Below are 23,233 nucleotides of genomic sequence, written 5' to 3'. Positions count from 1 at the left end.
CAGGCGGTTTGACCCGCCTGCCCGCTCAGGTTATTGGCAAGCTTCGCAATCCGGCTCGTCAATCGCGCAAGCCTTTGGTACCGGTGCTGGACCGGCAGGGGCTGCAGTGACGTCTTCGCTGTTGTTGCCGTTCGACACGGCGTTGAGCTTGCCCGTGTTGACGGTGGACTTCTCGGTGCTGGTCGCGGCCAGGGCACGGAGGTAGTAAGTGGTTTTCAGGCCACGGTACCAGGCCATGCGGTAGGTCACGTCCAGCTTCTTGCCCGAAGCGCCAGCGATGTACAGGTTCAGCGACTGAGCCTGGTCGATCCACTTCTGACGGCGGCTGGCGGCGTCAACGATCCACTTGGTGTCGACTTCAAACGCAGTGGCATACAGCTCTTTGAGCTCTTGCGGGATGCGTTCGATCTGCTGCACGGAACCGTCGTAGTACTTCAGGTCGTTGATCATGACCGAGTCCCACAGATCGCGCGCCTTGAGGTCGCGAACCAGGTACGGGTTGATCACGGTGAATTCGCCCGAGAGGTTCGATTTCACGTAGAGGTTCTGGTAGGTCGGTTCGATCGACTGCGATACGCCAGTGATGTTGGCGATGGTGGCGGTCGGTGCGATGGCCATGATGTTGGAGTTACGAATGCCTTTTTGTACACGGGCACGAACCGGTGCCCAGTCCAGGGATTCGTTCAGGTCAACGTCGATGTACTTCTGGCCACGCTGCTCGATCAGGATCTGTTGCGAGTCCAGGGGCAGGATGCCTTTGGACCACAGCGAACCCTGGAACGTCTCGTAGGCGCCGCGCTCGTCTGCCAGGTCGCAAGAAGCCTGGATTGCGTAGTAGCTGACCGCTTCCATCGACTTGTCTGCAAATTCCACGGCTGCTTGCGAAGCGTACGGAATGTGCTGCAGGTACAGAGCGTCCTGGAAGCCCATGATCCCCAGACCCACTGGACGGTGCTTGAGGTTCGAGTTGCGTGCTTGCGGCACCGAGTAGTAGTTGATGTCGATCACGTTATCGAGCATGCGAACGGCTACGTCGATGGTGCGCTTGAGCTTGTCGGTGTCCAGCTTGCCGTTGACGATGTGGTTCGGCAGGTTGATCGAGCCCAGGTTGCAAACGGCGATTTCGTCCTTGTTGGTGTTCAAGGTGATCTCGGTGCACAGGTTCGAGCTGTGGACCACGCCCACGTGCTGCTGCGGGCTGCGCAGGTTGCACGGGTCTTTGAACGTCAGCCACGGGTGGCCGGTTTCAAACAGCATGGACAGCATTTTGCGCCACAGGTCTTTGGCCTGGATGGTCTTGAACAGCTTGATCTTGCCCGGGTACTGGGACAGCGCTTCGTAGTACTCGTAACGCTCTTCGAAGGCCTTGCCGGTCAGGTCGTGCAGGTCCGGTACTTCGGATGGCGAGAACAGGGTCCACGGGCCGTCATCGAAGACACGCTTCATGAACAGGTCAGGGATCCAGTTGGCGGTGTTCATGTCGTGGGTACGACGACGATCATCACCGGTGTTCTTGCGCAGCTCGATGAACTCTTCGATGTCCATGTGCCAGGTTTCCAGGTAGGCACATACAGCGCCCTTGCGCTTGCCACCCTGGTTAACGGCCACAGCGGTGTCGTTCACGACCTTGAGGAACGGAACCACGCCCTGGGATTTGCCGTTGGTGCCCTTGATCCACGAACCCAGTGCACGTACTGGCGTCCAGTCGTTGCCCAGGCCACCGGCGAATTTGGACAACATGGCGTTGTCGTGAATCGCGTGGTAAATGCCCGACAGGTCATCCGGCACGGTGGTCAGGTAGCAGCTGGACAGCTGCGGACGCTGGGTACCGGCGTTGAACAGGGTCGGAGTCGACGACATGTAGTCGAAGGACGACAGCAAGTTGTAGAACTCGATGGCGCGGTCTTCTTTTTGCTTCTCTTCGATTGCCAGGCCCATGGCCACGCGCATGAAGAAGATCTGCGGCAGTTCGAAACGCACGCCATCGTGGTGGATGAAGTAACGGTCGTACAGGGTTTGCAGGCCCAGGTAGGTGAACTGCTGATCGCGCTCGTGGTTGATCGCCTTGCCCAGTTTTTCCAGGTCGAAGGTGGCCAGCACAGGGTTCAGCAGGTCGAACTCGATACCCTTGGCGATGTAGGCAGGCAGGGCCTTGGCGTACAGGTCAGCCATCTCGTGGTGGGTGGCGCTGTCAGCTACTTTCAGGAAGCTCAGGCCTTCGGCACGCAGGGTGTCCATCAGCAGGCGAGCGGTCACGAACGAGTAGTTGGGCTCACGCTCTACCAGGGTGCGGGCGGTCATCACCAGGGCGGTGTTGACGTCGCTCAGCGCTACGCCGTCGTAGAGGTTTTTCAGGGTTTCGCGCTGGATCAGGTCGCCGTCAACTTCTTCCAGACCTTCGCAGGCCTCGGTGACGATGGTGTTCAGGCGGCCCATGTCCAGGGGTGCAAAAGTACCGTCGGCAAGGGTGATGCGGATCGACGGGTGAGCATTCACGGCGTCTTGGGCCGGAGCGCGGATGGCGCGTTCCTTGGAGCGGGCGTCACGGTAGATCACATAGTCGCGAGCCACTTTTTGCTCGCCGGCGCGCATCAGGGCCAGTTCAACCTGGTCCTGGATTTCTTCGATGTGGATGGTGCCACCCGATGGCATGCGACGCTTGAAGGTCGCGGTGACTTGTTCGGTCAGGCGCGCAACAGTGTCGTGAATGCGGGACGAAGCGGCAGCGTTGCCGCCCTCAACTGCGAGAAACGCCTTGGTGATGGCAACGGTGATCTTGTCATCGGTGTAAGGAACCACAGCCCCGTTACGTTTGATCACGCGCAGTTGGCCTGGCGCGGTCGCAGACAGATCCAGATTTGAATCGGAACCCTGCGAGTTCTCGCGAGTTGTATCGGTTTGCATGGGGGGTGTCTCCACATTCTCTATGTTTGTTTGGGCGCCTTTTGGGTGCCCACCGTTACGTCCTGAAGCACTACAACCAGCAATGAGCCGGGCATAACAACTTCGGGACGTACAGAAGGGGGGTTGAGCCGCTTCCGTGCCGAAGTCTTGATTCACGCAGACCGCGTGAAACCGTATTCCTGTTGGATGACAGTATTTTTACTGCAACACCCGGGCCGCTTTCCGACATTTACGTTGGAAAGCGGTTGCCATCCGCATGAGCGGTTTGGTCTTTAAAATCGTGTTTGGTTCACCAGGCAGGCGCGAGAAAAGGGCTTGAAATTCTCGTCTGAGTTGTGCTTGGTCTTTTTGCTTAAAACCCTACATATGGGGTTTTTTGGCTGGATAGATACAAGATATGCGTTTTGCCGAGTCTCTGCAACGTAGGATCTTGGCTTGAATCCATGCTCGATTTGTGTATGAAAGTATAAAAAACGGCGTAGGCCCCACAGGCTCTGCATCAGACCGTTTGTCACCAATTTTTACCGGATTAAACTGTGCGTGCTGAATTTTGAGGGCGCGAACCCTACCATAAAAAACAGCGCTGTCCGAACGCATTTTCAGGCGGGTGCAAAGATAGGAAAGGTCAAGGGGATATTGCTACGAAGAAGCACCGGGAAGGTCAGGGCAGACCTTCCCGGTCATTGAGCGAAATTACAGCAATTGGAAGCTGTTTTGCTGGACGTTTTGCGAATCGAGGCCGATCTGCACGTTGAATTCACCCGGTTCTGCGGCGTACTTCAATTGTGCGTTATAGAACTTCAAGTCGTTCTCGTCGATGTTGAACTGCACCACCTTTTCCTCGCCAGGCTGGAGCATGATCTTCTGGAAGTTTTTCAGTTCCTTGAGCGGACGGCTCATGGACGCGGTGACGTCCTGGATATACAGCTGAACCACTGTTTCGCCAGCACGCTTGCCGGTGTTTTTGACGGTCACGCTGGCCGTCAGGGTGGCACCCGGCTTCAAGGTCTTGGCCGACAGGCTGACATCCGACAGGCTGAAGTCGGTGTAGCTCAGGCCATAGCCAAACGGGTACAGCGGGCTGTTGGGCTCATCGAAATACTGCGAGGTGTAGTTGCCCGGCTTGCCCGGCGTGAACGGTCGGCCAATGCTCAGGTGGCTGTAGTAAGTCGGAACCTGACCAACCGAGCGCGGGAAGGTAATCGGCAATTTGCCGGACGGGTTGTAGTCGCCGAACAGCACGTCAGCGATTGCATTACCGCCTTCGGTGCCGCTGAACCAGGTTTCCAGCACTGCGTCGGCCTGTTGCTGTTGTACATCAATCGACAGCGGCCGGCCGTTCATCAACACCAGCACCAACGGCTTGCCCGTAGCCTTGAGCGCTGTAATCAGGGCGCGCTGGCTGGCAGGAATGTCGAGGTTGGTGCGGCTTGATGATTCGTGGGACATGCCCCGCGACTCGCCCACCACGGCAACCACCACATCTGCCTGCTGTGCTGCCTTGACCGCTTCGTCAATCATCACCTGCGCCGGGCGCGGATCATTGACCACTTCGGGTGCATCGAAGTTGAGGAAGTTGAGGTAGTCGACGATTTTCTGGTCGTCAGTGATGTTGGCGCCACGGGCATAGATCAAGTTGCCCTGTTCGCCGAGTGCGTTGCGCATGCCGTCGTATACGGTGACAGATTGTGCTGGCTGACCGGCCGCCGCCCAACTGCCCATGATGTCAATCGGGGCCTTGGCCAGCGGGCCAACCAGCGCGATGCGCGCCTCTTTTTTCAGCGGCAGGGTTTCAGACTGGTTTTTCAGCAGCACCAGGCTCTTGCGCGCCACTTCACGAGCTTCGCTGCGATGCAGGCGACTGTCGGCCTTGGTATCGACCGGATCGTCTTCAGCCTTGCCGATCCGCAGGTACGGGTCGCCAAACAGGCCCATGTCGTATTTGGCGCCAAGCACCTCACGCACCGCGTTATCCAGATCGCTTTGCGGCACTTCGCCGGACTTGAGCAGGCCGGGCAACTCCTCACCGTAGGCCTTGTCGTTCATGCTCATGTCGATACCGGCCTTGATCGCCAGCTTGGCGGCCTCCCGGCTGTCCTTGGCCACACCATGCTTGATCAACTCGATGATTGCGCCGTGGTCGCTGACAGCAACGCCTTTAAAGCCCCAGTCCTTGCGCAGCAAATCCTGCATCAGCCACATGTTCGAGGTGGCCGGTATGCCATTGATCGAGTTCAGGGCCACCATCACGCTGCCGGCGCCGGCTTCAATCGCTGCATGGTAGGGCGGCAGATAGTCCTGGAACATGCGTGTCGGGCTCATGTCCACCGTGTTGTAGTCCCGGCCGCCTTCCACTGCGCCATACAGGGCGAAGTGTTTGACGCTGGCCATGATGTTGCCGGGCAGGGCCGGTGACGCGCCCTGATAGGCCTGCACCATGACCCTGGCGATGCGCGAGACCAGGTAAGTGTCTTCACCAAAGCCCTCGGAGGTACGGCCCCAGCGCGGGTCGCGGGCGATATCCACCATGGGTGCGAAGGTCAGGTCGATACTGTCGGCGCTGGCTTCCTTGGCGGCCACGCGACCGCTCAGGCCGATGGCATCCATGTCCCAGCTGGAGGCCAGGGCCAGGCTGATCGGGAAAATAGTGCGATGGCCATGGATCACGTCGTACGCAAAAAACATCGGGATCTTCAGACGGCTGCGCATGGCAGCGTCTTGCATCGGGCGGTTTTCGTCACGGCTGATGGAGTTGAAGGTGCCACCGATACGGCCTGCGGCGATTTCCTTGCGGATCATCTCGCGGGGCATTTCCGGGCCGATGCTGATCAGGCGTAATTGGCCGATCTTTTCATCGACGGTCATTTTCTTCAGCAGGTCAGCGACGAACACGTCTTTAGGCGGGAGCGGGGCCGCAGGGGTTTGAGCCCACACGGTGTGACTGGCCAGGCTGATGACAATGCCCAGCAAACACATTTTTCTCATTGGATTCTTCTGCGCAGCCGCTCACTTGAAGCGAGGGAAGCCCACGCTTGTGCAGCGATATTGTTCTGGGGAGGTATCAGGAGTGCTCGAATTAAAGAATTGACCTACCTTTAGAACGGAGTATTCCTGAATGGTAGGCAGTCTTTTAGCTGATTCGTCGCGTGCAATCCAGTATTGCAGGGAGTTTTTAGGCGTGGTGTGTGGTCAATAACCAAATGTCGTTATTTCGGAGCGTCACAAGCATGGGAATACAAAACGTTAGAGTTGTGGGCTGGAAAGTGATCGCCCTGCTGACCTTGAGCAGCCTGCTGGCGGGGTGCGGGATCAACACCATTCCGACCCTGGACGAGCAGGTCAAGGCGGCTTGGTCGCAAGTGCAGAACCAGTATCAGCGTCGCTCGGACCTGATCCCCAACCTGGTCGAAACGGTCAAGGGCGCGGCCAAGCAGGAGCAAGCCACCTTGACGGCGGTGATTGAGGCGCGGGCCAAGGCGACCTCGATCCAGGTCGACGCCAGCACCCTGAACAATCCCGAAAAACTCAAGCAGTTCCAGGAAGCGCAGAACCAGCTCACGGGAGCCTTGAGTCGATTGATGGTGGTGTCCGAGCGTTACCCGGACCTCAAGTCGAACCAGAACTTCCTCTCGCTGCAGTCACAACTTGAAGGCACGGAAAACCGCATCAGCGTGGCCCGTCGCGACTTTATCCTTGCGGTAGAGCGCTACAACACCGAAATCCGCACCTTTCCGGGGCGTTTGTGGCATGCGGTGATGTACAGCGACCTGCCAGTACGCTCGACCTTTGAGGCCACCACCCCGGACGCCGACAAAGCGCCTGAAGTGAAGTTCTAATTGCTTGTGTGATGTTGTAGTCGCTGCCGCAGGCTGCGAAGGTTTGCGGAGCAAACCGTTTCCTCAAAGACCCTGCGAACCCCTTCGCAGCCTGCGGCAGCGACTACAAGAGTCCGGGCTTTAATATCGAGGTAGCGATGCGCTTATCAAGACCGGGGCTTGGCCTGTTGCTGTGGCTCTTTATCGCCACGGCCCAGGCGCTGACCTTTCCCGCGCTCAGCGGGCGGGTGGTGGATGACGGGCAAATGCTTGATCCCGCCACTCGCCAGCAATTGACGCAAACCCTGCAAGCCCACGAAAAAGCCACCGGCGAGCAAGTGGTGGTGGTCACGGTGCCCGACCTGCAAGGCACCCCGATTGAAGACTTCGGCTACCAGTTGGGTCGCGCCTGGGGCATCGGCCAAAAGGACAAAAACAACGGCGCCTTGCTGATCGTGGCCCGTGACGACCGCAAGTTGCGCATCGAGGTCGGCTATGGCCTGGAAGATCGGCTCACTGACGCCCAGTCCTCGGTGATCATCAATCAGGTCATCACTCCGGCCTTCAAGGCAGGGAACTACAACCAGGGGATCAGCGACGGTGTCGGCGCCATCCTGCAGGTATTGGGCGGTGCTCCCTTGGCCGAACCGGCCTACGCCACCGGGCAGGGCGGCAGCAATGATTTCATGGCTGAGCACCCGGGCGTGGTTGTGCTGCTATTTATACTGTTTGTGCTGATTGTCGCTGCCTGCCAGTTCCTGGGCATCTGCCACTCGGGCGGTGGCGGTGGTTCGCGCTCGGGCGGCTTTGGGGGTGGCGGGTTCGGAGGAGGCGGTGGCGGAGGTTTTCGCGGCGGCGGTGGCAGCTTTGGCGGCGGCGGGGCCTCAGGCGGCTGGTAATTCATTTTTCAACGAGTATCGAGACTTATGGCTTTATTAACTCCAGAGCAACAGCGGCAGGTCGAAGAAGCCGTCACCCGTGCCGAATTGCACACCGACGCCGAAATCGTCACCGTGCTGGCTCCCCGTGCCGACGACTACAGCTACATCCCCTTGCTGTGGGCCAGCCTCATCGCCCTGGTGGTGCCCGCTGTGGTGCACTTTTTAAACAGCGGGCTGACGACTTACACGCTGCTGATGCTGCAGTGGGCCAGCTTTGTCTTCCTTAGCCTGATCTTTCGCCTCCCGGCCATCACCACCCGGCTCATTCCGCCCCGTGTGCGGCACTGGCGCGCGAGTAACCTGGCCCGACGCCAGTTTCTCGAACAGAAACTGCATCACACGGCGGGGCGCACCGGCGTGCTGATTTTTGTCAGTGAGGCTGAGCGTTATGTCGAAATCCTGGTAGACGAAGGCATCTCGCGTCATCTGGACAACAGCGACTGGGGCACCATCGTTAACGACTTCGTGCGGCGCGTGGCGCTGGGGCATACGGCAGAGGGCTTTATTACCTGCATCGATGCCTGTGCCGAAGTGCTCAAACAGCATGTGCCCAAGACGCAGGCACGTAATCAATTACCGAATCGGTTGGTGATGTTGTAATTGCCGCTGTCTGAAATAACTCCGTGCCCCCGGCGGCCAACACGCCTAAAATGGCCGCCATTCGTTTTTTGATTTCCCCTCCTGCACCCCCGAGGCACCTTTTTCAATGTCAGTGACTGCTACCACCGCCGCGTCTGTGCCGGATCATCGTGCGCAATTTTTGAGCCTGCTGGAAACCGGCCTGGCCCAGAACTCCTTTATCAAGCTGGTCCTGGCCAAGTACGTGGGTGCTGAAGCCGAGCTGCAGCGGATCATCATCAAGCAGGTCACGGTCAAGGATCAGGCCTGCCTGTCGTTTGTGTATCGCTACAAAACCCGTGACATCACCAAGAACTTCCCGCTGCAAGAGGGCGTGGCCAACATTGCCGAGCTGCTGCCGGACGCGTTCAAGAACGCACATTTGTTGACCCTGACCGACGAAGTGCAGCTGGAGTACAGCAAAAAAGGCAAAAGCTCGCTGTTCAAAGGCAAAAGCCAGCAAGAGCGGGAAGTGCCGTCGGCCGAGCACAACCGTGAAAAGAACCGCTTTGTGGATCTGACTCGGCCGTTTCTGGCGGATCTGGGCGTGACCAACAAGCAGCAAGAGCTGATCCCGGCGATGTCGCGCAAGTGGAAGCAGATCAACAAGTTTATCGAGGTGTTTTCCCACGCCCTGAGTAACTCGCCCCTCAAGCTGGATCAGCCGGTCAAGGTGGTGGATTTTGGTTCGGGCAAGGGCTACCTGACGTTTGCCATCCACGATTACCTGCGCCACAGCCTGCAAGCCGAAGGCCTGGTGACCGGGGTTGAGTTGCGCGAAGACATGGTCACGCTGTGCAACAACGCCGCTCAGCGCCTCGAACATCCGGGCCTGACGTTCCAGCACGGTGATGTGCGCAGTTTTGCGCCGACCCCGATCGACGTAATGATCGCGCTGCATGCCTGCGACATTGCCACCGACTACGCCATCCATATGGGGATTCGCTCCGGGGCTGCGATCATCATGTGTTCGCCGTGCTGCCATAAGCAGATCCGCCTGCAAATCCAGAGCCCGGCATTGCTCAAGCCGATGCTGCAATACGGCCTGCACCTGGGCCAGCAGGCCGAAATGGTCACTGACAGCTTGCGCGCACTGTTCCTGGAAGCCTGCGGTTATGAAACCAAGGTGTTTGAGTTCATCTCCCTGGAGCACACCAACAAAAACAAGATGATCCTCGCGGTCAAGCGCGCCGAGCCGCTTGATCCGGCTCAGCTGTTGGTGAAAATCCAGGAGCTCAAGGCGTTCTACAACATCCAGGAACACTGTCTTGAAACGCTGCTGCAGGCCGATGGCTTGCTGAAATAAGCCTGTAAGTTGCGTCTGGCGGGTACGTAGTACTTGGCTATTACCCGCTTGGGCGCTGAGGGGTTACTTTGGCTACTCTTACTGGCCCAAGGTCTTACCCCACAGGAGCACGCACCATGGCAGCGAAAAAAATTCTGATGCTGGTCGGCGATTACGTCGAAGACTACGAAGTGATGGTGCCGTTTCAGGCGCTGTTGATGGTCGGTCATCACGTGCACGCCGTGTGCCCGGGCAAGACCTCTGGCCAAACCGTGCGTACCGCCATCCACGACTTCGAGGGCGACCAGACCTACAGCGAAAAACCCGGCCATCTGTTTGCCCTGAATTTCGATTTCGACAAGGTTAAAGCCAGCGATTACGACGCTCTGCTCGTGCCGGGTGGTCGTGCACCGGAATACCTGCGCTTGAACGAAAAGGTTCTTGAACTGGTTCGTGATTTCGACACGGCGGGCAAGCCGATTGCGGCGGTGTGCCATGGCGCGCAACTGCTGGCGGCGGCGGGCACGCTTGAAGGACGTGAATGCAGTGCTTATCCGGCGTGTGCACCGGAAGTGCGTCTGGCGGGCGGTACGTATATCGACATCGACGTGACCAAGGCCCATGTACAGGGCAACCTGGCTACCGCTCCTGCCTGGCCGGCACATCCTGCATGGCTTGCGGCGTTTCTGGGCTTGTTGGGCACCAAGATCACTTTGTAGGAAGGAGGCGTGACCATGTGTGAACTGTATGTAAAAGCCGATCCGATTCTTTACGAGTCACGTTCGCGCTCATTGCGTATTTGCGGCGTGGTCACGACGTTGCGCCTGGAAAACCAGTTCTGGGACATTCTCAGTGAAATCGCCGAAGCAGACGGCATGACCACCAACCAATTGGTGGCCAAGCTGTATGAAGAGGTCATGGATTATCGCGGCGAAGTGGTCAACTTTGCCTCGTTCCTGCGCGTGAGTTGCACCCGCTACTTGAGCCAGCGCCGGGTGCAGGCGCCGGAGTTGAGTGTGGTAGCACGTCACAGTAACCGCTCTCTCCCGCAATAGCGCTTGCGGGTGTGAGCGGCACACACCTGTGGGAGCCGGGCTTGCCCGCGATGGCGTCGACGCGGTGGGCCAGATACACCGTGCAGGCCGAATCGCGAGCAAGCCCGCTCCCACAGAGGGTTTGCCGGATCAGCCAACTCAGAAGAACCGCGTTACGCTGACCTTGGCATTGCGGCCCTGGCTGTAGGCGTTATCGCCGCTGAGCATCGGGCGAAAGCTGTTATTGAACATATTGTCCAGGGTGAAGTTGACCTCGGTGCCCTTGAGGTACGGCTGTTGCGGCTTCCAGTTGGCAAACAGGCCCTGCACGTTGTAGCCGTCGTTGTTGTAGTGATCCCAGTAACGGTCACCCAGAACGCTGATCGGGCTGCTGTAGTAATCGTCGCTCGGTCTGCGGTCTGTTTTACGCACCCATTCTCCCTTCCAGCCAACGCGAGCATCCAGGCTCGGTATTTTGGTGCCCAGTACGGCAATCCATTTTGGTGCAGGCACGTCTCGGGCCCAGACGTTGGGGCCCCACGGGTTGGTGTAGGCGCCTTCGTGTTTACCCGTCATCCATGCGTACGACAGTGAGCCGAACACGTAGGTGGACTCGTAAAAGCTCTCAACCTCAAACCCTTTGATCGTCACACTGCCAATATTGCGGTAGTTGGGCATATTGGGGCCGCAGGCTGTGCTCATGCTGACATCGACTGTTTGTGCGGCACAGCCCACACCTGTGGCTTTGAAAATCTCGTCGTCGACGGTGTTGTGGAACAGGGTGGTGCGCACCAGGGCGTGGTCGCTGTCGCCGAAAATCTGATCAAACGTGGTGATGTTTCCCCCGCGCCAGCCGGTGATGCGCTCGGGATCCAGGCTCCGGCTGCTGGAGGTGCGGCTGCCAGTGCCCTGGACTTCGTATTGCTCGTCGATCACCGGGGCGCGCCAGGTCTTGCTGTAGTTAACGAACAAGGCTGTTTTCGGGGTAATTGTCCAGAAGGCCGACAGGCGAGGCGACCAGCCAGTGTAGGTTTTGTCGCTGTAGTCGTGACCCAGTTCCGGATGGTTGTAAAAGGGCGCGTCGTTTTCCTGACCGCGATTGCGCACATGGTCGTAACGCATGGACGGGGTCAAGGTGAAGTCGCCCCAAGTGATGGCGTCCTGAAGGTAGATGCTGTTGGTATTGACCTTGCCCCGTGGCATGAAGTTGGGCTGGTAGTGGCCGTAATTGTACTTCTCTGTTTCGTAATTCCCGCCTGGCATCCACATGTCCACATCACGCTGATGTCTGCGAAATTGCACGCCGGTGGTCACGGCATGGTCCAGCGGGCCGGTGGCAAACAGGCTGATGTTTTCGATCTGCAGCATGTCATCGGTGTAGCCGGTTTCCATCTTGCGCCCGCCGGTGGTGGGCTGGGTGTGGGCCTGTTCGCTGCGCTTGTCGGTTTGTTCGGTGTTGGAGTGGGAGTACTTGACCTCAAGGTCTACCAGGGGGTTGTCCAGAGGCTCGTATTTGTATTTGGTCGACCAGGTGGTGTCGATGGTTGAGCGGTTGGACAGGTATCGTCGGGAGGCAATGTCATAGCCATATTTGGCAATGTTGGCCTTGCTGGGTGGCTCCGGATAGCTGACAGCCGAGAAGGGCACCCACAGGTCATTGTTCGCCCGTGAGTAAGACATGCCGACGCGGTGTTCGTCATTGAGTCTCAGGTTGAGCTTGAGCAGTTGCGCGTCCAGATCCTGGGCGGTGTTGGGCAGGCGCTTGGGATTGACCGGGTACAGGTTTTTCGGATCGGGCATCGTGTCGGCCAGCTTCATGTTGTCGCCGTCGCGTTTGGTGTAGTACACCAGTGCATCGGCGCGGCCATCTTCGGTGCGGCCGTACGCGGCACCGCTGTAAACCTGTTGATGATCATTGCTGCTGTAGCCGTACTTGAGCATGGCGCCAACGTCTTTGCCGTCTTCGAGCAAGTCCGGGGCATCTTTGGTTTCCATGTGTACGACGCCGGCAAAACCACCATTGCCGGTGTGTATGTCATGGGGGCCTTTTTCTACTTCAAGGCGCTTGATCAGCTCGGGCTCGATAAAAATCGTGCCCTGTTTGTAGCGTTCAAAGCCGCTTTTGGTCGCGCCATCCACCGTCATTTGAACGTCTTCGGCTTCGCCCATGCCCCAGATATTGATGGTCTGACCGCCAGGCTTGAGCGATCCGCCGAGGTTGATGCCCGGCAGTGTGGCCAGCAGGCTGGGGATGTTGTTGGCCTGATACTGATTGATCTGGGTTTGGGTCATGGTCGATTTGCCGACGCTGCTGGAGTCGACCTCGTTACCATTACCCACGACGCTGACTGCGCCGAGTTCAAGGCTGTTGCTGGTGGTGGTGCCGTCTTCCCGAGGCCGGACAACGTAGGTGCGGTCGACCTGGATCAAGCTGAAGTCGGTGCCCTTGAGCAGTAGCTGGATGGCCTGTTGTGGTGTGAAGTCGCCTTTGAGCGCGGGGGCTTTTATGTTGCGTAGCAGGGCTTCGTCAAACAGCAGCTGGATTTTCGCTTGCTGTGCCACCTCACTCAGTGAGCTGGCCAGCGATTGTGCCGGCAACTGCAACTGCAACTGGAACGACTGGGCATGGGCTTGCAGGCTGATCGCCAGGCAAGCCGCCGCCAGTGTCGGGCGCGCGTAAACGTGCGAGAAGTGATGTGGTGTGCGAAACATGAAATCCCCCGGTGTGGCAACAAAGGCCAAAAAGACATGCGTTGGCAACGCAGACCGGAGGAAGACGCGACAGCCTGAAAAAACCACATATGCGAATGCAAAATATTCGCATATGTTTTTTTAGCGAGGTTCGATGCGGATGATTCCGTTGTCCAGCAGCACGTTTTTTACCGGGATCAACGCGGGAAGGGCCTTGACCAGTGCCAGTGGATCGCGGGTGTCCAGGTTGCCGGAGACCTTGTAGCGAGCGAGGGGGCCATCGGCAAGCTGGATGACGCCGGGGCGGTACAGGTCCAGCTCGTCCACCAGGCTGGCCAGTTCGCGATTGCGAAAGGACAGGTGCCCGCTGCGCCAGTCCGCCACTTCATCAGGGCCCAGGTTTTGCTCTTGCAGTGAGTGCCTGGCGTAGTCGTAGGTGGCGCGTTGCTGAGCGCCAAGCAGGGTTGAAGAGGTGGCATCAGGGGTAAACGCAACCTGGCCATGGGCGACACTGACCACCAATTGGCGTGAGCTGCGCCGGACATCGAATCCGGTGCCGACTACCCGGATGCGCGCATCGCCAGCATGCACCACCAGTGGTTGCTCTTTATTGGCCGCTACGTCGATATAAAACTGGCCCTGATCCAGATATATATCGCGCTGTTGTGCGCTGAATTCGAGGCGTACCCGGGTGTTGGCATTGACATTCAAGGTGCTGCCGTCAGGCAGTGATACCGTGCGCCCCCCTTGGGCCGAGGTGCTCACGTGCAGCTGGTGCAGGGCCACTGGGGCGCCCAGGTTCAGCGCAAAGACGGCGCACAGGACGGCGGCCGCGGTGGCCAGCGCTGCGTTGAATCGCCGGGGGCGCACGGGAAGCGTTACGGGACGGTTTACCCGTTCAAGTTCGCCCAGATCAGCCCACAGGGATTGGAATTCGGCATAGGCCTGTGCATGGGCCGGGTTGGCATGCCACCTGTTGAATTGCTCTCGGCTGGATGGGTCGCGCTCGTTACGATTGCGCGAAAACCAATGGGCCGCCTGTTCATCGATGCTCTCGTGCCCGGCTTCTTGAAAAGGACTCATTTTGGCTGCTCCTTGCCGCTGTCCCGTTGTAGATGTTGCTTGCAGTGCAGTAAGGCCAGGGCAATGTGCTTTTCGACCATGCTCACGGAAATCCCCATGCGTGCGGCAATCTGTGCCTGACTCAAGCCTTCAAAACGGTGCAGCATAAGGGCTTCGCGGCGCCTGGGCGAGAGTTCTGCAAGCACGCTTTTGAGCTGCTCAAGGCGCTGCTGACGCTGGGCCGCGGCCATCGGGTCATCCCTCTCATCACTTAAGGGTTCGGCTTCACTCTCGGCGTGCTCGCCGTGCACGGCTTGTCGTACTTGCTGGCGCCGCCAGTGGTCGCGCAACAGATTGCGCGCCATCTGAAATAAAAAAGCCCGTGGCTGCTCGACCTTGGCCCGGTCCTGATAACCCAGCCATTGGGTGAAAACATCCTGGGTCATGTCGGCTGCATCGCTGGTGTTGTCGGTGCGCTTGCGCAGAAAGTGCAGAATTTGCGTATAGAACTCGCGAAAGTGATCGGCCGCGGGCGGGTCGGGTTTAAGGCCTGACATGAAGATCCTTGTGAACACAGCGATGCAAATAAGTCGCGAATGGTATCGATAACCATTGCTATTTGTCTCGTTGAAAATGCGTGTCCCGTTCATTCCTGTCGATAAATGGATAAATAGCCTGTGGGGTCTTTACTGAATAAGCGCAGGCACCCTTATTTTCAGGAGAAAGGCTATGTCGGGTTGGTACGAATTGAGCAAGACCAGCAGCGGGCAGTTTCGTTTTGTATTGAAAGCGGCGAATGCCGAAACGATATTGGTCAGTGAGCAGTACACCACGCTCGCGGCGGCCAAGGCCGGGATTGCCTCGGTTCAGGCCAACAGCCCGCTGGATGAGCGCTACGAGAAAAAAGCGGCCAAGGATGGCAAGCCCTACTTCAATCTGAAGGCGGCCAATCACCAGGTCATTGGTACCAGTGAGTTGTACAGCTCAGAGGCCGCGCGTGACAAAGGCATTGCCAGTGTCAAACACAACGGCCCGACGACGGTGATCAAAGAGAAGCTCTGAGGGACGTGGTGTGGGTCAAGCCTCTACCGGCACGGAGTGTCGGCTGAGGCCCAGCGGGTGAGTCTTTGAATTGAAGAAGCGAAGTGCCAGTTTCTTTTCGGCAAACAGCGCGGTGTAATGGTTTTTCTGGAAACGGATAAACGCCTCGCTGCGCGGGTAGATGGCGATGCACAGGGTTTTGAGCGGCGCCAGGCGCAAGGCGTCGATCAGGTGTTGGTCCTGCTCGCTCAAGCTATGGCCAAAAATGCACAGCGCGTCTTTATGAGCCATTAGCTGCTCATGGCAAAAAGACAGGTAATCGGACTGGCGAATGGATTTGCGCTTGTCGTCACTGCTGGTTTCGCTGACAAATAACGGTACATCGTCCAGTGCGCTGATCGAGTGGTTAATGGCGAAGTTGCTCAACAAGGTGGGCTCGCTGGCCGTGATTTTCCGGGCCTTGCCTTCCTGATTCCTGACCAGGTGCAACGCTCCGTGCAGGTAGAGCATGCGGGTGGTTTTGCCCTTGGCGGCGCTCGCACTCAATTCAAAGGTCGAACCGGATGCATTGAACAGGTCATTGAACTGCTTGGGTGCCTGCATGACAGCCCAGGGCGCCAGCAGGTCGTAGTTGGAACAATACACGGTGGCATAGCGCGCCAGTTCCTCGTGCCAGCAAGCCAGGGTGTCGGGCTGCATCAGGCGCCAGGGGATGTGGATGTCCTGAGTGCAGTTGATCAGGGCTTCCTTGATGGCGTAATAGCGTTTGCGCGGTGAGGCCGAGTTGATGGCCAGTGCCTTGTTGACCTTGCTCGCGGTCTTGAGGGCGCTCAGTACATGTTCGAAATTGCGGGTGCCAAGGGCTTCGAACACGCTGAGTTCGGTCTGGCTCAGCGGTTTTTCGGCTACGCTCTTGGCTTTATCAAACAGTGAGTCGTAATAGAAGTCATGCCACACGGCCATGCTCGCGCCGTTACCGATCAGCAGACCGCTGCACGGCGTGCTGGTGCGTAACTGGTTCCAGTCTTCTAGTTCGGCATCAAATTCCTGGAAGGGTGTCATCGCAAATATCGTCTCAAGGCGTGGGCGGTAGCGGACTTTATCACGCTCAAGTGTTGAGCCAGATCAACATTGCTGCATTGTGATTGGGCGAAGCTGTAAAGAACCGATTTAGCCAATGACCCGTCAAGAGGACTCGACATGACCAGTACTTTTTTTATTCCCGCCGTCAACATCATGGGTAATGGTTGTCTGGACGAGGCCATGACTGCGATCCGCAACTATGGCTTTCGCAAGGCATTGATTGTGACCGACGCGGGGCTGGCCAAGGCGGGGGTTGCGACCTTGATCGCTGAAAAGCTCGCGCTGCAAGACATTGATTCGGTGATTTTTGACGGTGCCAAACCTAACCCGAGCATTGCCAACGTAGAGGCGGGACTGCTGGTGCTCAAGGCGCAGCACTGCGACTTTATCGTGTCGCTGGGCGGCGGTTCGCCCCATGACTGCGCCAAGGGCATTGCGCTGTGCGCGACCAATGGCGGGCATATCCGTGATTACGAAGGTGTCGATCGCTCGGCCAAGCCGCAAATGCCGCTGGTTTCGATCAACACCACGGCTGGTACGGCCAGTGAAATGACGCGTTTTTGCATCATCACAGACGAAGAGCGCCACGTAAAAATGGCCATTGTCGACCGCAACGTCACGCCGCTGCTGTCGGTCAACGACCCTGAGTTGATGGTCGCGATGCCTAAAGGCCTGACGGCAGCCACGGGCATGGATGCGCTGACCCATGCCATTGAGGCTTATGTGTCGACCGCAGCCAACCCGATTACCGATGCCTGCGCGATCAAGGCAATGGAGCTGATCAGTCAGAACCTGCGCCAGGCGGTGAATGACGGCAAGGACCTGACGGCGCGCGAAAACATGGCTTACGCGCAGTTCATGGCCGGTATGGCCTTTAACAACGCATCCCTGGGCTTTGTGCATGCGATGGCCCACCAGTTGGGCGGGTTCTATGACTTGCCCCATGGTGTGTGCAACGCAGTATTGCTGCCCCATGTGCAAACCTTTAACGCCAGTGTGTGCGCGGCTCGTTTGACCGACGTGGCCCATGCACTGGGTGCCGATGTGCGCGGCCTGAGCCCGGAAGAGGGCGCCCAGGCGGCCATTGCGGCGATTCGTACGCTGGCCAGGGACGTCGAGATTCCGGCGGGGCTGCGTGATCTGGGGGCCAAGCTGGATGACATCCCGATCCTGGCCACCAATGCCTTGAAAGATGCGTGTGGTTTGACCAATCCGCGCAAGGCAGATCAGGGGCAGATTGAGGAAATCTTCCGTAACGCGTTTTAAGCGGGCTGGTTTGAGGGCATAAAAAAACGGCCGGGTTATTAACCCGGCCGTTTTTATGTCTGGCTTTAAAAGCGCTTATTGCACTTCTACGGCCAGGCTGTCGCTGATTTTTTTCTGCCAGATCGCCGGGCCGGTGATGTGGACCGACTCGCCGTTGCTGTCGACTGCCACAGTGACGGGCATGTCTTTGACGTCGAACTCGTAGATCGCTTCCATACCCAGTTCGGCAAATGCCACCACGCGCGATTTCTTGATCGCCTGGGCTACCAGGTACGCAGCACCGCCGACGGCCATCAGGTACACGGCTTTGTGTTCCTTGATGGCTTCGATGGCGGTAGGACCGCGCTCGGATTTGCCGATCATGCCCAGCAGGCCGGTTTGATCGAGGATCTGACGGGTGAACTTGTCCATCCGCGTGGCGGTGGTCGGACCGGCAGGGCCAACCACTTCGTCGCGCACCGGATCAACCGGGCCCACGTAGTAGATGAAGCGACCCTTGAGGTCTACCGGCAAGGTTTCACCCTTGTTCAGCATTTCAACCATGCGCTTGTGCGCAGCGTCACGACCGGTCAGCATTTTGCCGTTCAGCAGGACGGTTTCGCCCGGCTTCCAGCTCTGCACGTCTTCCGGGGTCAGGGTGTCGAGGTTGACACGGCGGGCCGACGGGCCTGCTTCCCAAACGATTTCCGGGTAGGCGTCCAGCGGTGGCGCTTCGAGTGCTGCAGGGCCGGAGCCGTCCAGTACGAAGTGGGCGTGACGGGTGGCCGCGCAGTTCGGGATCATGCACACCGGCAGGGACGCTGCGTGGGTCGGGTAGTCCATGATTTTCACGTCAAGAACAGTGGTCAGGCCGCCCAGGCCCTGGGCGCCGATACCCAGTTGGTTGACCTTCTCGAACAGCTCGATGCGCATCTCTTCGATACGGCTGGACGGGCCACGCTTGATCAGGTCGTGAATGTCGATGGACTCCATCAACACTTCCTTGGCCATCACGGCCGCTTTTTCAGCGGTGCCGCCGATGCCGATGCCGAGCATGCCCGGTGGGCACCAGCCCGCGCCCATGGTCGGAACAGTCTTGAGCACCCAGTCAACGATCGAGTCGGACGGGTTGAGCATGGCCATTTTCGACTTGTTCTCGGAACCGCCGCCCTTGGCCGCTACGTCCACTTCCACGGTGTTACCCGGAACGATGGAGTAGTGGATGACCGCAGGGGTGTTGTCCTTGGTGTTGCGACGGGCGCCTGCCGGGTCGGCCAGGATCGAAGCGCGCAGGACGTTTTCCGGCAAGTTATAAGCGCGACGCACGCCTTCGTTGATCATGTCGTCCAGGCCCATGGTGGCGCCGGTCCAGCGTACATCCATGCCTACGCGCACGAAAACGGTGACGATGCCGGTGTCCTGGCAAATCGGGCGGTGGCCAGTGGCACACATGCGCGAGTTGATCAGGATTTGCGCCATCGAGTCACGGGCCGCTGGCGATTCTTCGCGCAGGTAGGCCTCGTGCATCGCCTGGATGAAGTCCACGGGGTGGTAGTAGGAAATGAATTGCAGGGCGTCAGCAACGCTCTGAATCAGGTCGTCTTGCTTGATCACGGTCATGGGTCGCGCTCCTCTATAAGACGGGAACATTCAATTAAGGTGTTTGCGACCTTGGTGTATCGGTCTGTCGAAAACATCTTTGCTAGGCATACCGGGCACGCATGACCGGTACAAAAACGGCGCGGCAGTATAACCCGGTACACTCCTTGATACACCCGCACGGGCAAAACTTGTAGCCGCTGGCGAAGGCTGCGATAAAGATCTATCAATCAACCCATACCCCATGTGGGAGCGGGCTTGCTCGCGATGCAGGCTGCACGGTGAACTTGGTACACCGCGGTGATGCAATCGCGAGCAAGCCCGCTCCCACAGAATTATCCTGCGGAGGCCTGAGTGCCCGAATTACACGTTGCCGACCGGCATTGGTCGGTTGCCGATGGCACCAATCTGCTCGACGCCTTGAATCAGGCCGGTGTGGCTGTGCCCTACAGCTGCCGGGCGGGCAGTTGCCATGCGTGTCTGGTGCGTTGCGTGAGGGGTGAGCCTGTGGATCTCAAGCCCGACGCTTTGGTCCGGGCGCAACGTGAGCAGGGCTGGCGCCTGGCGTGTCAGTGCCAGGTGGTCGAAGATCTGGAGGTTGAAGCGTTTGATCCCGTGCGCGACGGCTTGCCTGCCGAGGTGGCGGCGCTCGACTGGCTGAGCCCGACGGTATTGCGTCTGCGTCTTTTGCCGCAGCGCCCTTTGCGTTATCGCGCAGGCCAGCATGTGGTGCTGTGGACCGCCAGTGGTATCGCTCGTCCTTACTCGCTGGCCAGTCTGCCCGAAGAAGACCGCTTTCTGGAGTTTCACCTCGATTGCGCTCACCCCGGTGAGTTCGCCAGCGCTGCCCGTCATTTCAAGGTCGGGGAGGGTGTGCGGCTGGGTGAGTTGCGCGGTGGCGCGCTGCGTTACGACCCGGACTGGCAGGAGCAGCCGCTCTGGCTACTGGCGTCGGGTACCGGTTTGGGGCCGCTGTATGGCGTGTTGCGCGAGGCGTTGCGTCAGGACCATCAAGGGCCGATTTTGCTGGTGCATGTGGCGCGTGATGAAAGCGAGTATTACCTCAAGGACTCATTGTCCGCCTTGGCGGGCACTTGCCCCAACCTTGTAGTCGAGCACCTGGAGCGTCATCAGTTGCCGGAGTACTTGCTTGAGATGCGCATTGTCTCGCGCCAGACCCACGCGCTGGTCTGTGGGCATCCCGACAGTGTCGATGGGTTTGCCAAGCGTCTGTTTCTGGCCGGACTGCCTCGTAATCAACTGCTGGCGGATGCTTTCTTGACGCGCAGCTAAGTCTGGCAGCCATAAAAAAGCCCCGCCTGATCACTCAGGCGGGGCTTTGGGCTAGAGCCTTGTAGGGCTTAAACCATTTTGTCGCCGACATGCAGAATCTTCATGCCGTTGGTGCCACCGATGGTGTGGTAGCTGTCGCCCTTGGTCAGGATGACCCAGTCGCCATTTTTAACAGCGCCCAGCTTGAGCAGCTCGTCGATGGCAGCCTGGCTGACCTGTTCTGGCGGCAGCGAAGCCGGGTCGAACGGTACGGTGTACACACCACGGAACATCGCGGCGCGGGCCTGGGTTTCACGGTGCGGGGAGAACGCGTAGATCGGCACCGAAGAACGGATGCGCGACATGATCAACGGCGTGTACCCGCTTTCGGTCAGGGCGATGATCGCTTTGACACCCGGGAAGTGGTTGGCGGTGTACATGGCCGCCAGTGCAATGCTTTGATCGCAGCTTTCGAAGGTTTTACCGATGCGGTGGCTGGAGGTCTTGCTGGTCGGATGCTTTTCAGCGCCGACGCAAATACGTGCCATAGCTTGTACGGCTTCCAGTGGATAGGCACCGGCAGCACTTTCGGCCGAGAGCATTACGGCGTCGGTGTAGTCGAGAACAGCGTTGGCAACGTCGGACACTTCGGCGCGAGTTGGCATCGGGTTCTGGATCATCGACTCCATCATCTGGGTCGCTACGATCACCGCTTTATTGTGGCGACGTGCGTGCAGAATGATTTTCTTCTGGATGCCCACCAGCTCTGCATCACCGATTTCAACGCCCAGGTCGCCACGGGCAACCATTACCGCGTCGCTGGCCTTGATCAGGCCGTCGAGGGTTTCGTCGTCAGCCACGGCTTCAGCGCGTTCAATCTTCGCGACCAGCCAGGCAGTACCGCCAGCCTCGTCACGCAGTTGACGGGCGTATTCCATGTCCGCAGCGTCCCGAGGGAAGGATACGGCCAGGTAGTCGACTTCCATTTCGGCAGCCAGCTTGATGTCAGCCTTGTCTTTTTCAGTCAGGGCTGGAGCGGTCAGACCGCCGCCGCGACGGTTGATGCCTTTATGGTCGGACAGCGGGCCGCCGATCAGCACGGAGCAGTGCAGGGCGTCGTCGGTGGCAGTGTCTACACGCATGACGACACGGCCGTCGTCGAGCAGCAGCTCGTCGCCCACGCCGCAGTCTTTAACCAGGTCGGGGTAGTCGATACCGACCACTTGCTGGTTGCCTTCGGTCAACGGATGGCTGGTGGAGAAGGTGAACTTGTCACCGATCTTCAGCTCGATCTTTTTGTTGGCGAATTTGGCGATACGGATTTTCGGGCCTTGCAGGTCACCCAGCAGGGCGACGAAACGACCATGCTTGGCCGCGATCTCACGGACCAGCTTGGCGCGAGCCTTGTGCTCATCGGGAGTGCCGTGGGAGAAGTTCAGACGGGCAACGTCCAGGCCAGCGAGGATCAGCTGCTCCAGCATTTCTGGTGAATTGCTGGCAGGGCCAAGTGTGGCAACAATTTTGGTTCGACGAACAGACATGCAAAGACTCCTGAGTTCAAGCGCTGCCAAAGGCTACTATGGTCTTTAGCTGTAGTCATTGTTCCTCTGCACTACTTTCTGCTTAAGTTGTGGTGCATCGGATCTGTTGCCTGAAGAATTTGACCGTGGGGTCGATACACTGTGGTGAACAGGAGATCCCCATGCGAATTGTGCTCATTTTAGTGTTGGTTGCCAGTGTGGCCGGCTGTACCCGTTGGTCGATGAATCACCATTTGAACAATGCCTACCGTGCTTATGACCGCGGCAACTGCGAAGCGGTGATGCTTGAGTTGTCCGAGGTTGACCGCGACAGTCGCAGTCGTCCGTATATCTGGCCACAAACAGCTATGCTCCGTGGGTTGTGTCTGGAACGTACGAAGTTTTACCTGGATGCGGCCCAGACCTATCAGTACATCATCAATGAATTTCCCAAGAGCGAGTACGCCTATCGGGCCAAGGCGCGGATTGAGACCCTGCGCATTCTCAAATTCATCCCGGGGCCCGGGACAACGGCTCAGGCGCTACCTGCAGTCATTCCATGATGTACGAAATTTAAACTGGTCATTTGGAGTCGGTTGACTAATATTCAACTCGTTTGAGCTTGTCATGTATTTGTGCGTATCCAATAAGGTGTAGTGCCTGGGGGCTGTGCCTCAGGCGGGCAGGGTGTTTCGAGGCGCTAGCGCGGCCATGCTGAATGGCCTTTTAAAGTGATAGTGATCATGGTTATCGAGCGGCTTATCCAGCGGCATCAACTGACGTTTTTCCTAAAAGTGTTCAATCGGTTCACGGACAAGCCCATTGGTTTTTTGGGTAATGTGTCCGAGGGTGGCCTGATGCTGATCAGTCAACTACCGATGCTGGTGGACGCCAACTTCGAGTTTCGGCTCAAGCTTCCCGATACCGAAGGATACCCGCAGTTTATTGATCTGACGGCGCGTTGCATGTGGTGTCATGAGGATGTAACGCCTCATTATTACGACTCCGGCTTTGTCCTGTATCAGCCGCCTGCCGAATACGCGGCATTGATTACATCCCTGCAGCGCTACTTCAGTTTTCAGCCCTTGCAGGCCTCTGCCTAGCTCCAAGGCTGGTCTTGCCC

The 23,233-nt window shown here is 58.3% G+C and carries 19 protein-coding genes; 11 read left to right on the top strand and 8 right to left on the bottom strand.

Annotated elements, in window-relative coordinates:
* Positions 1 to 30 precede the first annotated feature (30 nt).
* Positions 31 to 2,904, bottom strand: a complete 2,874-nt coding sequence (locus VSQ83_RS17515) for a ribonucleoside-diphosphate reductase subunit alpha (RefSeq protein WP_326427262.1) — start codon at positions 2,902 to 2,904, stop codon at positions 31 to 33.
* 693 nt (positions 2,905 to 3,597) lie between these two features.
* Positions 3,598 to 5,889 carry a beta-glucosidase BglX gene (gene bglX / locus VSQ83_RS17510; RefSeq protein WP_326427261.1) on the bottom strand — a complete coding sequence of 764 codons (2,292 nt, stop codon included), beginning with the start codon at positions 5,887 to 5,889 and terminating at the stop codon, positions 3,598 to 3,600.
* A gap of 242 nt (positions 5,890 to 6,131) precedes the next feature.
* Between bglX and VSQ83_RS17505 the strand changes: the two genes are divergently transcribed.
* From VSQ83_RS17505 to VSQ83_RS17480, 6 genes are all read left to right on the top strand, one after another.
* A complete protein-coding gene (locus tag VSQ83_RS17505; RefSeq protein WP_326427260.1) occupies positions 6,132 to 6,740 on the top strand; it encodes a LemA family protein in 609 nt (202 codons plus the stop codon).
* 137 nt (positions 6,741 to 6,877) lie between these two features.
* Positions 6,878 to 7,618 carry a TPM domain-containing protein gene (locus VSQ83_RS17500; protein WP_219262058.1) on the top strand — a complete coding sequence of 247 codons (741 nt, stop codon included), beginning with the start codon at positions 6,878 to 6,880 and terminating at the stop codon, positions 7,616 to 7,618.
* A gap of 27 nt (positions 7,619 to 7,645) precedes the next feature.
* Positions 7,646 to 8,260, top strand: a complete 615-nt coding sequence (locus VSQ83_RS17495; RefSeq protein ID WP_326427259.1) for a TPM domain-containing protein — start codon at positions 7,646 to 7,648, stop codon at positions 8,258 to 8,260.
* 106 nt (positions 8,261 to 8,366) lie between these two features.
* Positions 8,367 to 9,584, top strand: a complete 1,218-nt coding sequence (locus tag VSQ83_RS17490; protein ID WP_326427258.1) for a class I SAM-dependent methyltransferase — start codon at positions 8,367 to 8,369, stop codon at positions 9,582 to 9,584.
* 116 nt (positions 9,585 to 9,700) lie between these two features.
* Positions 9,701 to 10,282 (top strand): DJ-1/PfpI family protein, encoded by a 582-nt coding sequence (locus VSQ83_RS17485; protein ID WP_133077365.1) that lies wholly within the window; start codon positions 9,701 to 9,703, stop codon positions 10,280 to 10,282.
* Between the two features lie 15 nt (positions 10,283 to 10,297).
* On the top strand, positions 10,298 to 10,618 hold the full coding sequence (locus VSQ83_RS17480) for a ribbon-helix-helix domain-containing protein (protein ID WP_133077366.1): 321 nt from the start codon (positions 10,298 to 10,300) through the stop codon (positions 10,616 to 10,618).
* 138 nt (positions 10,619 to 10,756) lie between these two features.
* Here VSQ83_RS17480 and VSQ83_RS17475 read toward each other — a convergent pair whose 3' ends face one another.
* From VSQ83_RS17475 to VSQ83_RS17465, 3 genes are all read right to left on the bottom strand, one after another.
* Positions 10,757 to 13,309: a TonB-dependent receptor gene (locus VSQ83_RS17475; protein ID WP_326427257.1), complete on the bottom strand. Its 2,553-nt coding sequence runs from the start codon at positions 13,307 to 13,309 to the stop codon at positions 10,757 to 10,759.
* A gap of 120 nt (positions 13,310 to 13,429) precedes the next feature.
* On the bottom strand, positions 13,430 to 14,371 hold the full coding sequence (locus VSQ83_RS17470; RefSeq protein WP_219262060.1) for a FecR family protein: 942 nt from the start codon (positions 14,369 to 14,371) through the stop codon (positions 13,430 to 13,432).
* Complete coding sequence (locus VSQ83_RS17465) at positions 14,368 to 14,907, bottom strand: RNA polymerase sigma factor (protein WP_133077369.1); 540 nt, start codon at positions 14,905 to 14,907, stop codon at positions 14,368 to 14,370. Before VSQ83_RS17465 ends, VSQ83_RS17470 begins: the two co-directional genes overlap by 4 nt.
* 172 nt (positions 14,908 to 15,079) lie before the next feature.
* Here VSQ83_RS17465 and VSQ83_RS17460 point away from each other — a divergent pair, with 172 nt between their 5' ends.
* On the top strand, positions 15,080 to 15,412 hold the full coding sequence (locus tag VSQ83_RS17460; protein WP_133077370.1) for a YegP family protein: 333 nt from the start codon (positions 15,080 to 15,082) through the stop codon (positions 15,410 to 15,412).
* Positions 15,413 to 15,427: 15 nt separating this feature from the next.
* On the opposite strand, the gene VSQ83_RS17455 is transcribed toward VSQ83_RS17460, so the two are convergent.
* A complete protein-coding gene (locus VSQ83_RS17455) occupies positions 15,428 to 16,453 on the bottom strand; it encodes a DUF4917 family protein (RefSeq protein WP_326427255.1) in 1,026 nt (341 codons plus the stop codon).
* 138 nt (positions 16,454 to 16,591) lie between these two features.
* Here VSQ83_RS17455 and yiaY point away from each other — a divergent pair, with 138 nt between their 5' ends.
* Entirely contained in the window at positions 16,592 to 17,740 is a 1,149-nt protein-coding gene (gene yiaY / locus VSQ83_RS17450) for an L-threonine dehydrogenase (protein ID WP_133077372.1), read from the top strand.
* A 75-nt stretch (positions 17,741 to 17,815) separates the two neighbouring features.
* Here the strand turns inward: yiaY and VSQ83_RS17445 are convergent, their stop codons facing one another.
* The gene (locus VSQ83_RS17445) at positions 17,816 to 19,339 is read right to left on the bottom strand and encodes a fumarate hydratase (RefSeq protein WP_133077373.1); all 1,524 of its coding nucleotides are present in this window, start codon (positions 19,337 to 19,339) and stop codon (positions 17,816 to 17,818) included.
* Positions 19,340 to 19,672: 333 nt separating this feature from the next.
* On the opposite strand from VSQ83_RS17445, the gene VSQ83_RS17440 reads away from it, so the two are divergent.
* Complete coding sequence (locus tag VSQ83_RS17440) at positions 19,673 to 20,611, top strand: iron-sulfur-binding ferredoxin reductase (protein ID WP_133077374.1); 939 nt, start codon at positions 19,673 to 19,675, stop codon at positions 20,609 to 20,611.
* Positions 20,612 to 20,679: 68 nt separating this feature from the next.
* Here the strand turns inward: VSQ83_RS17440 and pyk are convergent, their stop codons facing one another.
* Entirely contained in the window at positions 20,680 to 22,131 is a 1,452-nt protein-coding gene (gene pyk / locus VSQ83_RS17435) for a pyruvate kinase (protein WP_133077375.1), read from the bottom strand.
* A 161-nt stretch (positions 22,132 to 22,292) separates the two neighbouring features.
* Here pyk and VSQ83_RS17430 point away from each other — a divergent pair, with 161 nt between their 5' ends.
* Together VSQ83_RS17430 and VSQ83_RS17425 are read left to right on the top strand one after the other, a co-directional pair.
* Positions 22,293 to 22,673 carry a tetratricopeptide repeat protein gene (locus VSQ83_RS17430; protein WP_133077376.1) on the top strand — a complete coding sequence of 127 codons (381 nt, stop codon included), beginning with the start codon at positions 22,293 to 22,295 and terminating at the stop codon, positions 22,671 to 22,673.
* Between the two features lie 180 nt (positions 22,674 to 22,853).
* On the top strand, positions 22,854 to 23,213 hold the full coding sequence (locus tag VSQ83_RS17425) for a PilZ domain-containing protein (RefSeq protein ID WP_133077377.1): 360 nt from the start codon (positions 22,854 to 22,856) through the stop codon (positions 23,211 to 23,213).
* Positions 23,214 to 23,233: the final 20 nt, after the last annotated feature.

Source organism: Pseudomonas sp. DSV-1 (assembly GCF_035830915.1).
Classification (GTDB): Bacteria; Pseudomonadota; Gammaproteobacteria; order Pseudomonadales; family Pseudomonadaceae; genus Aquipseudomonas.
Note: the sequence above shows the minus strand (reverse complement) of the source record. Positions and strands in the feature narration are given on the sequence as shown.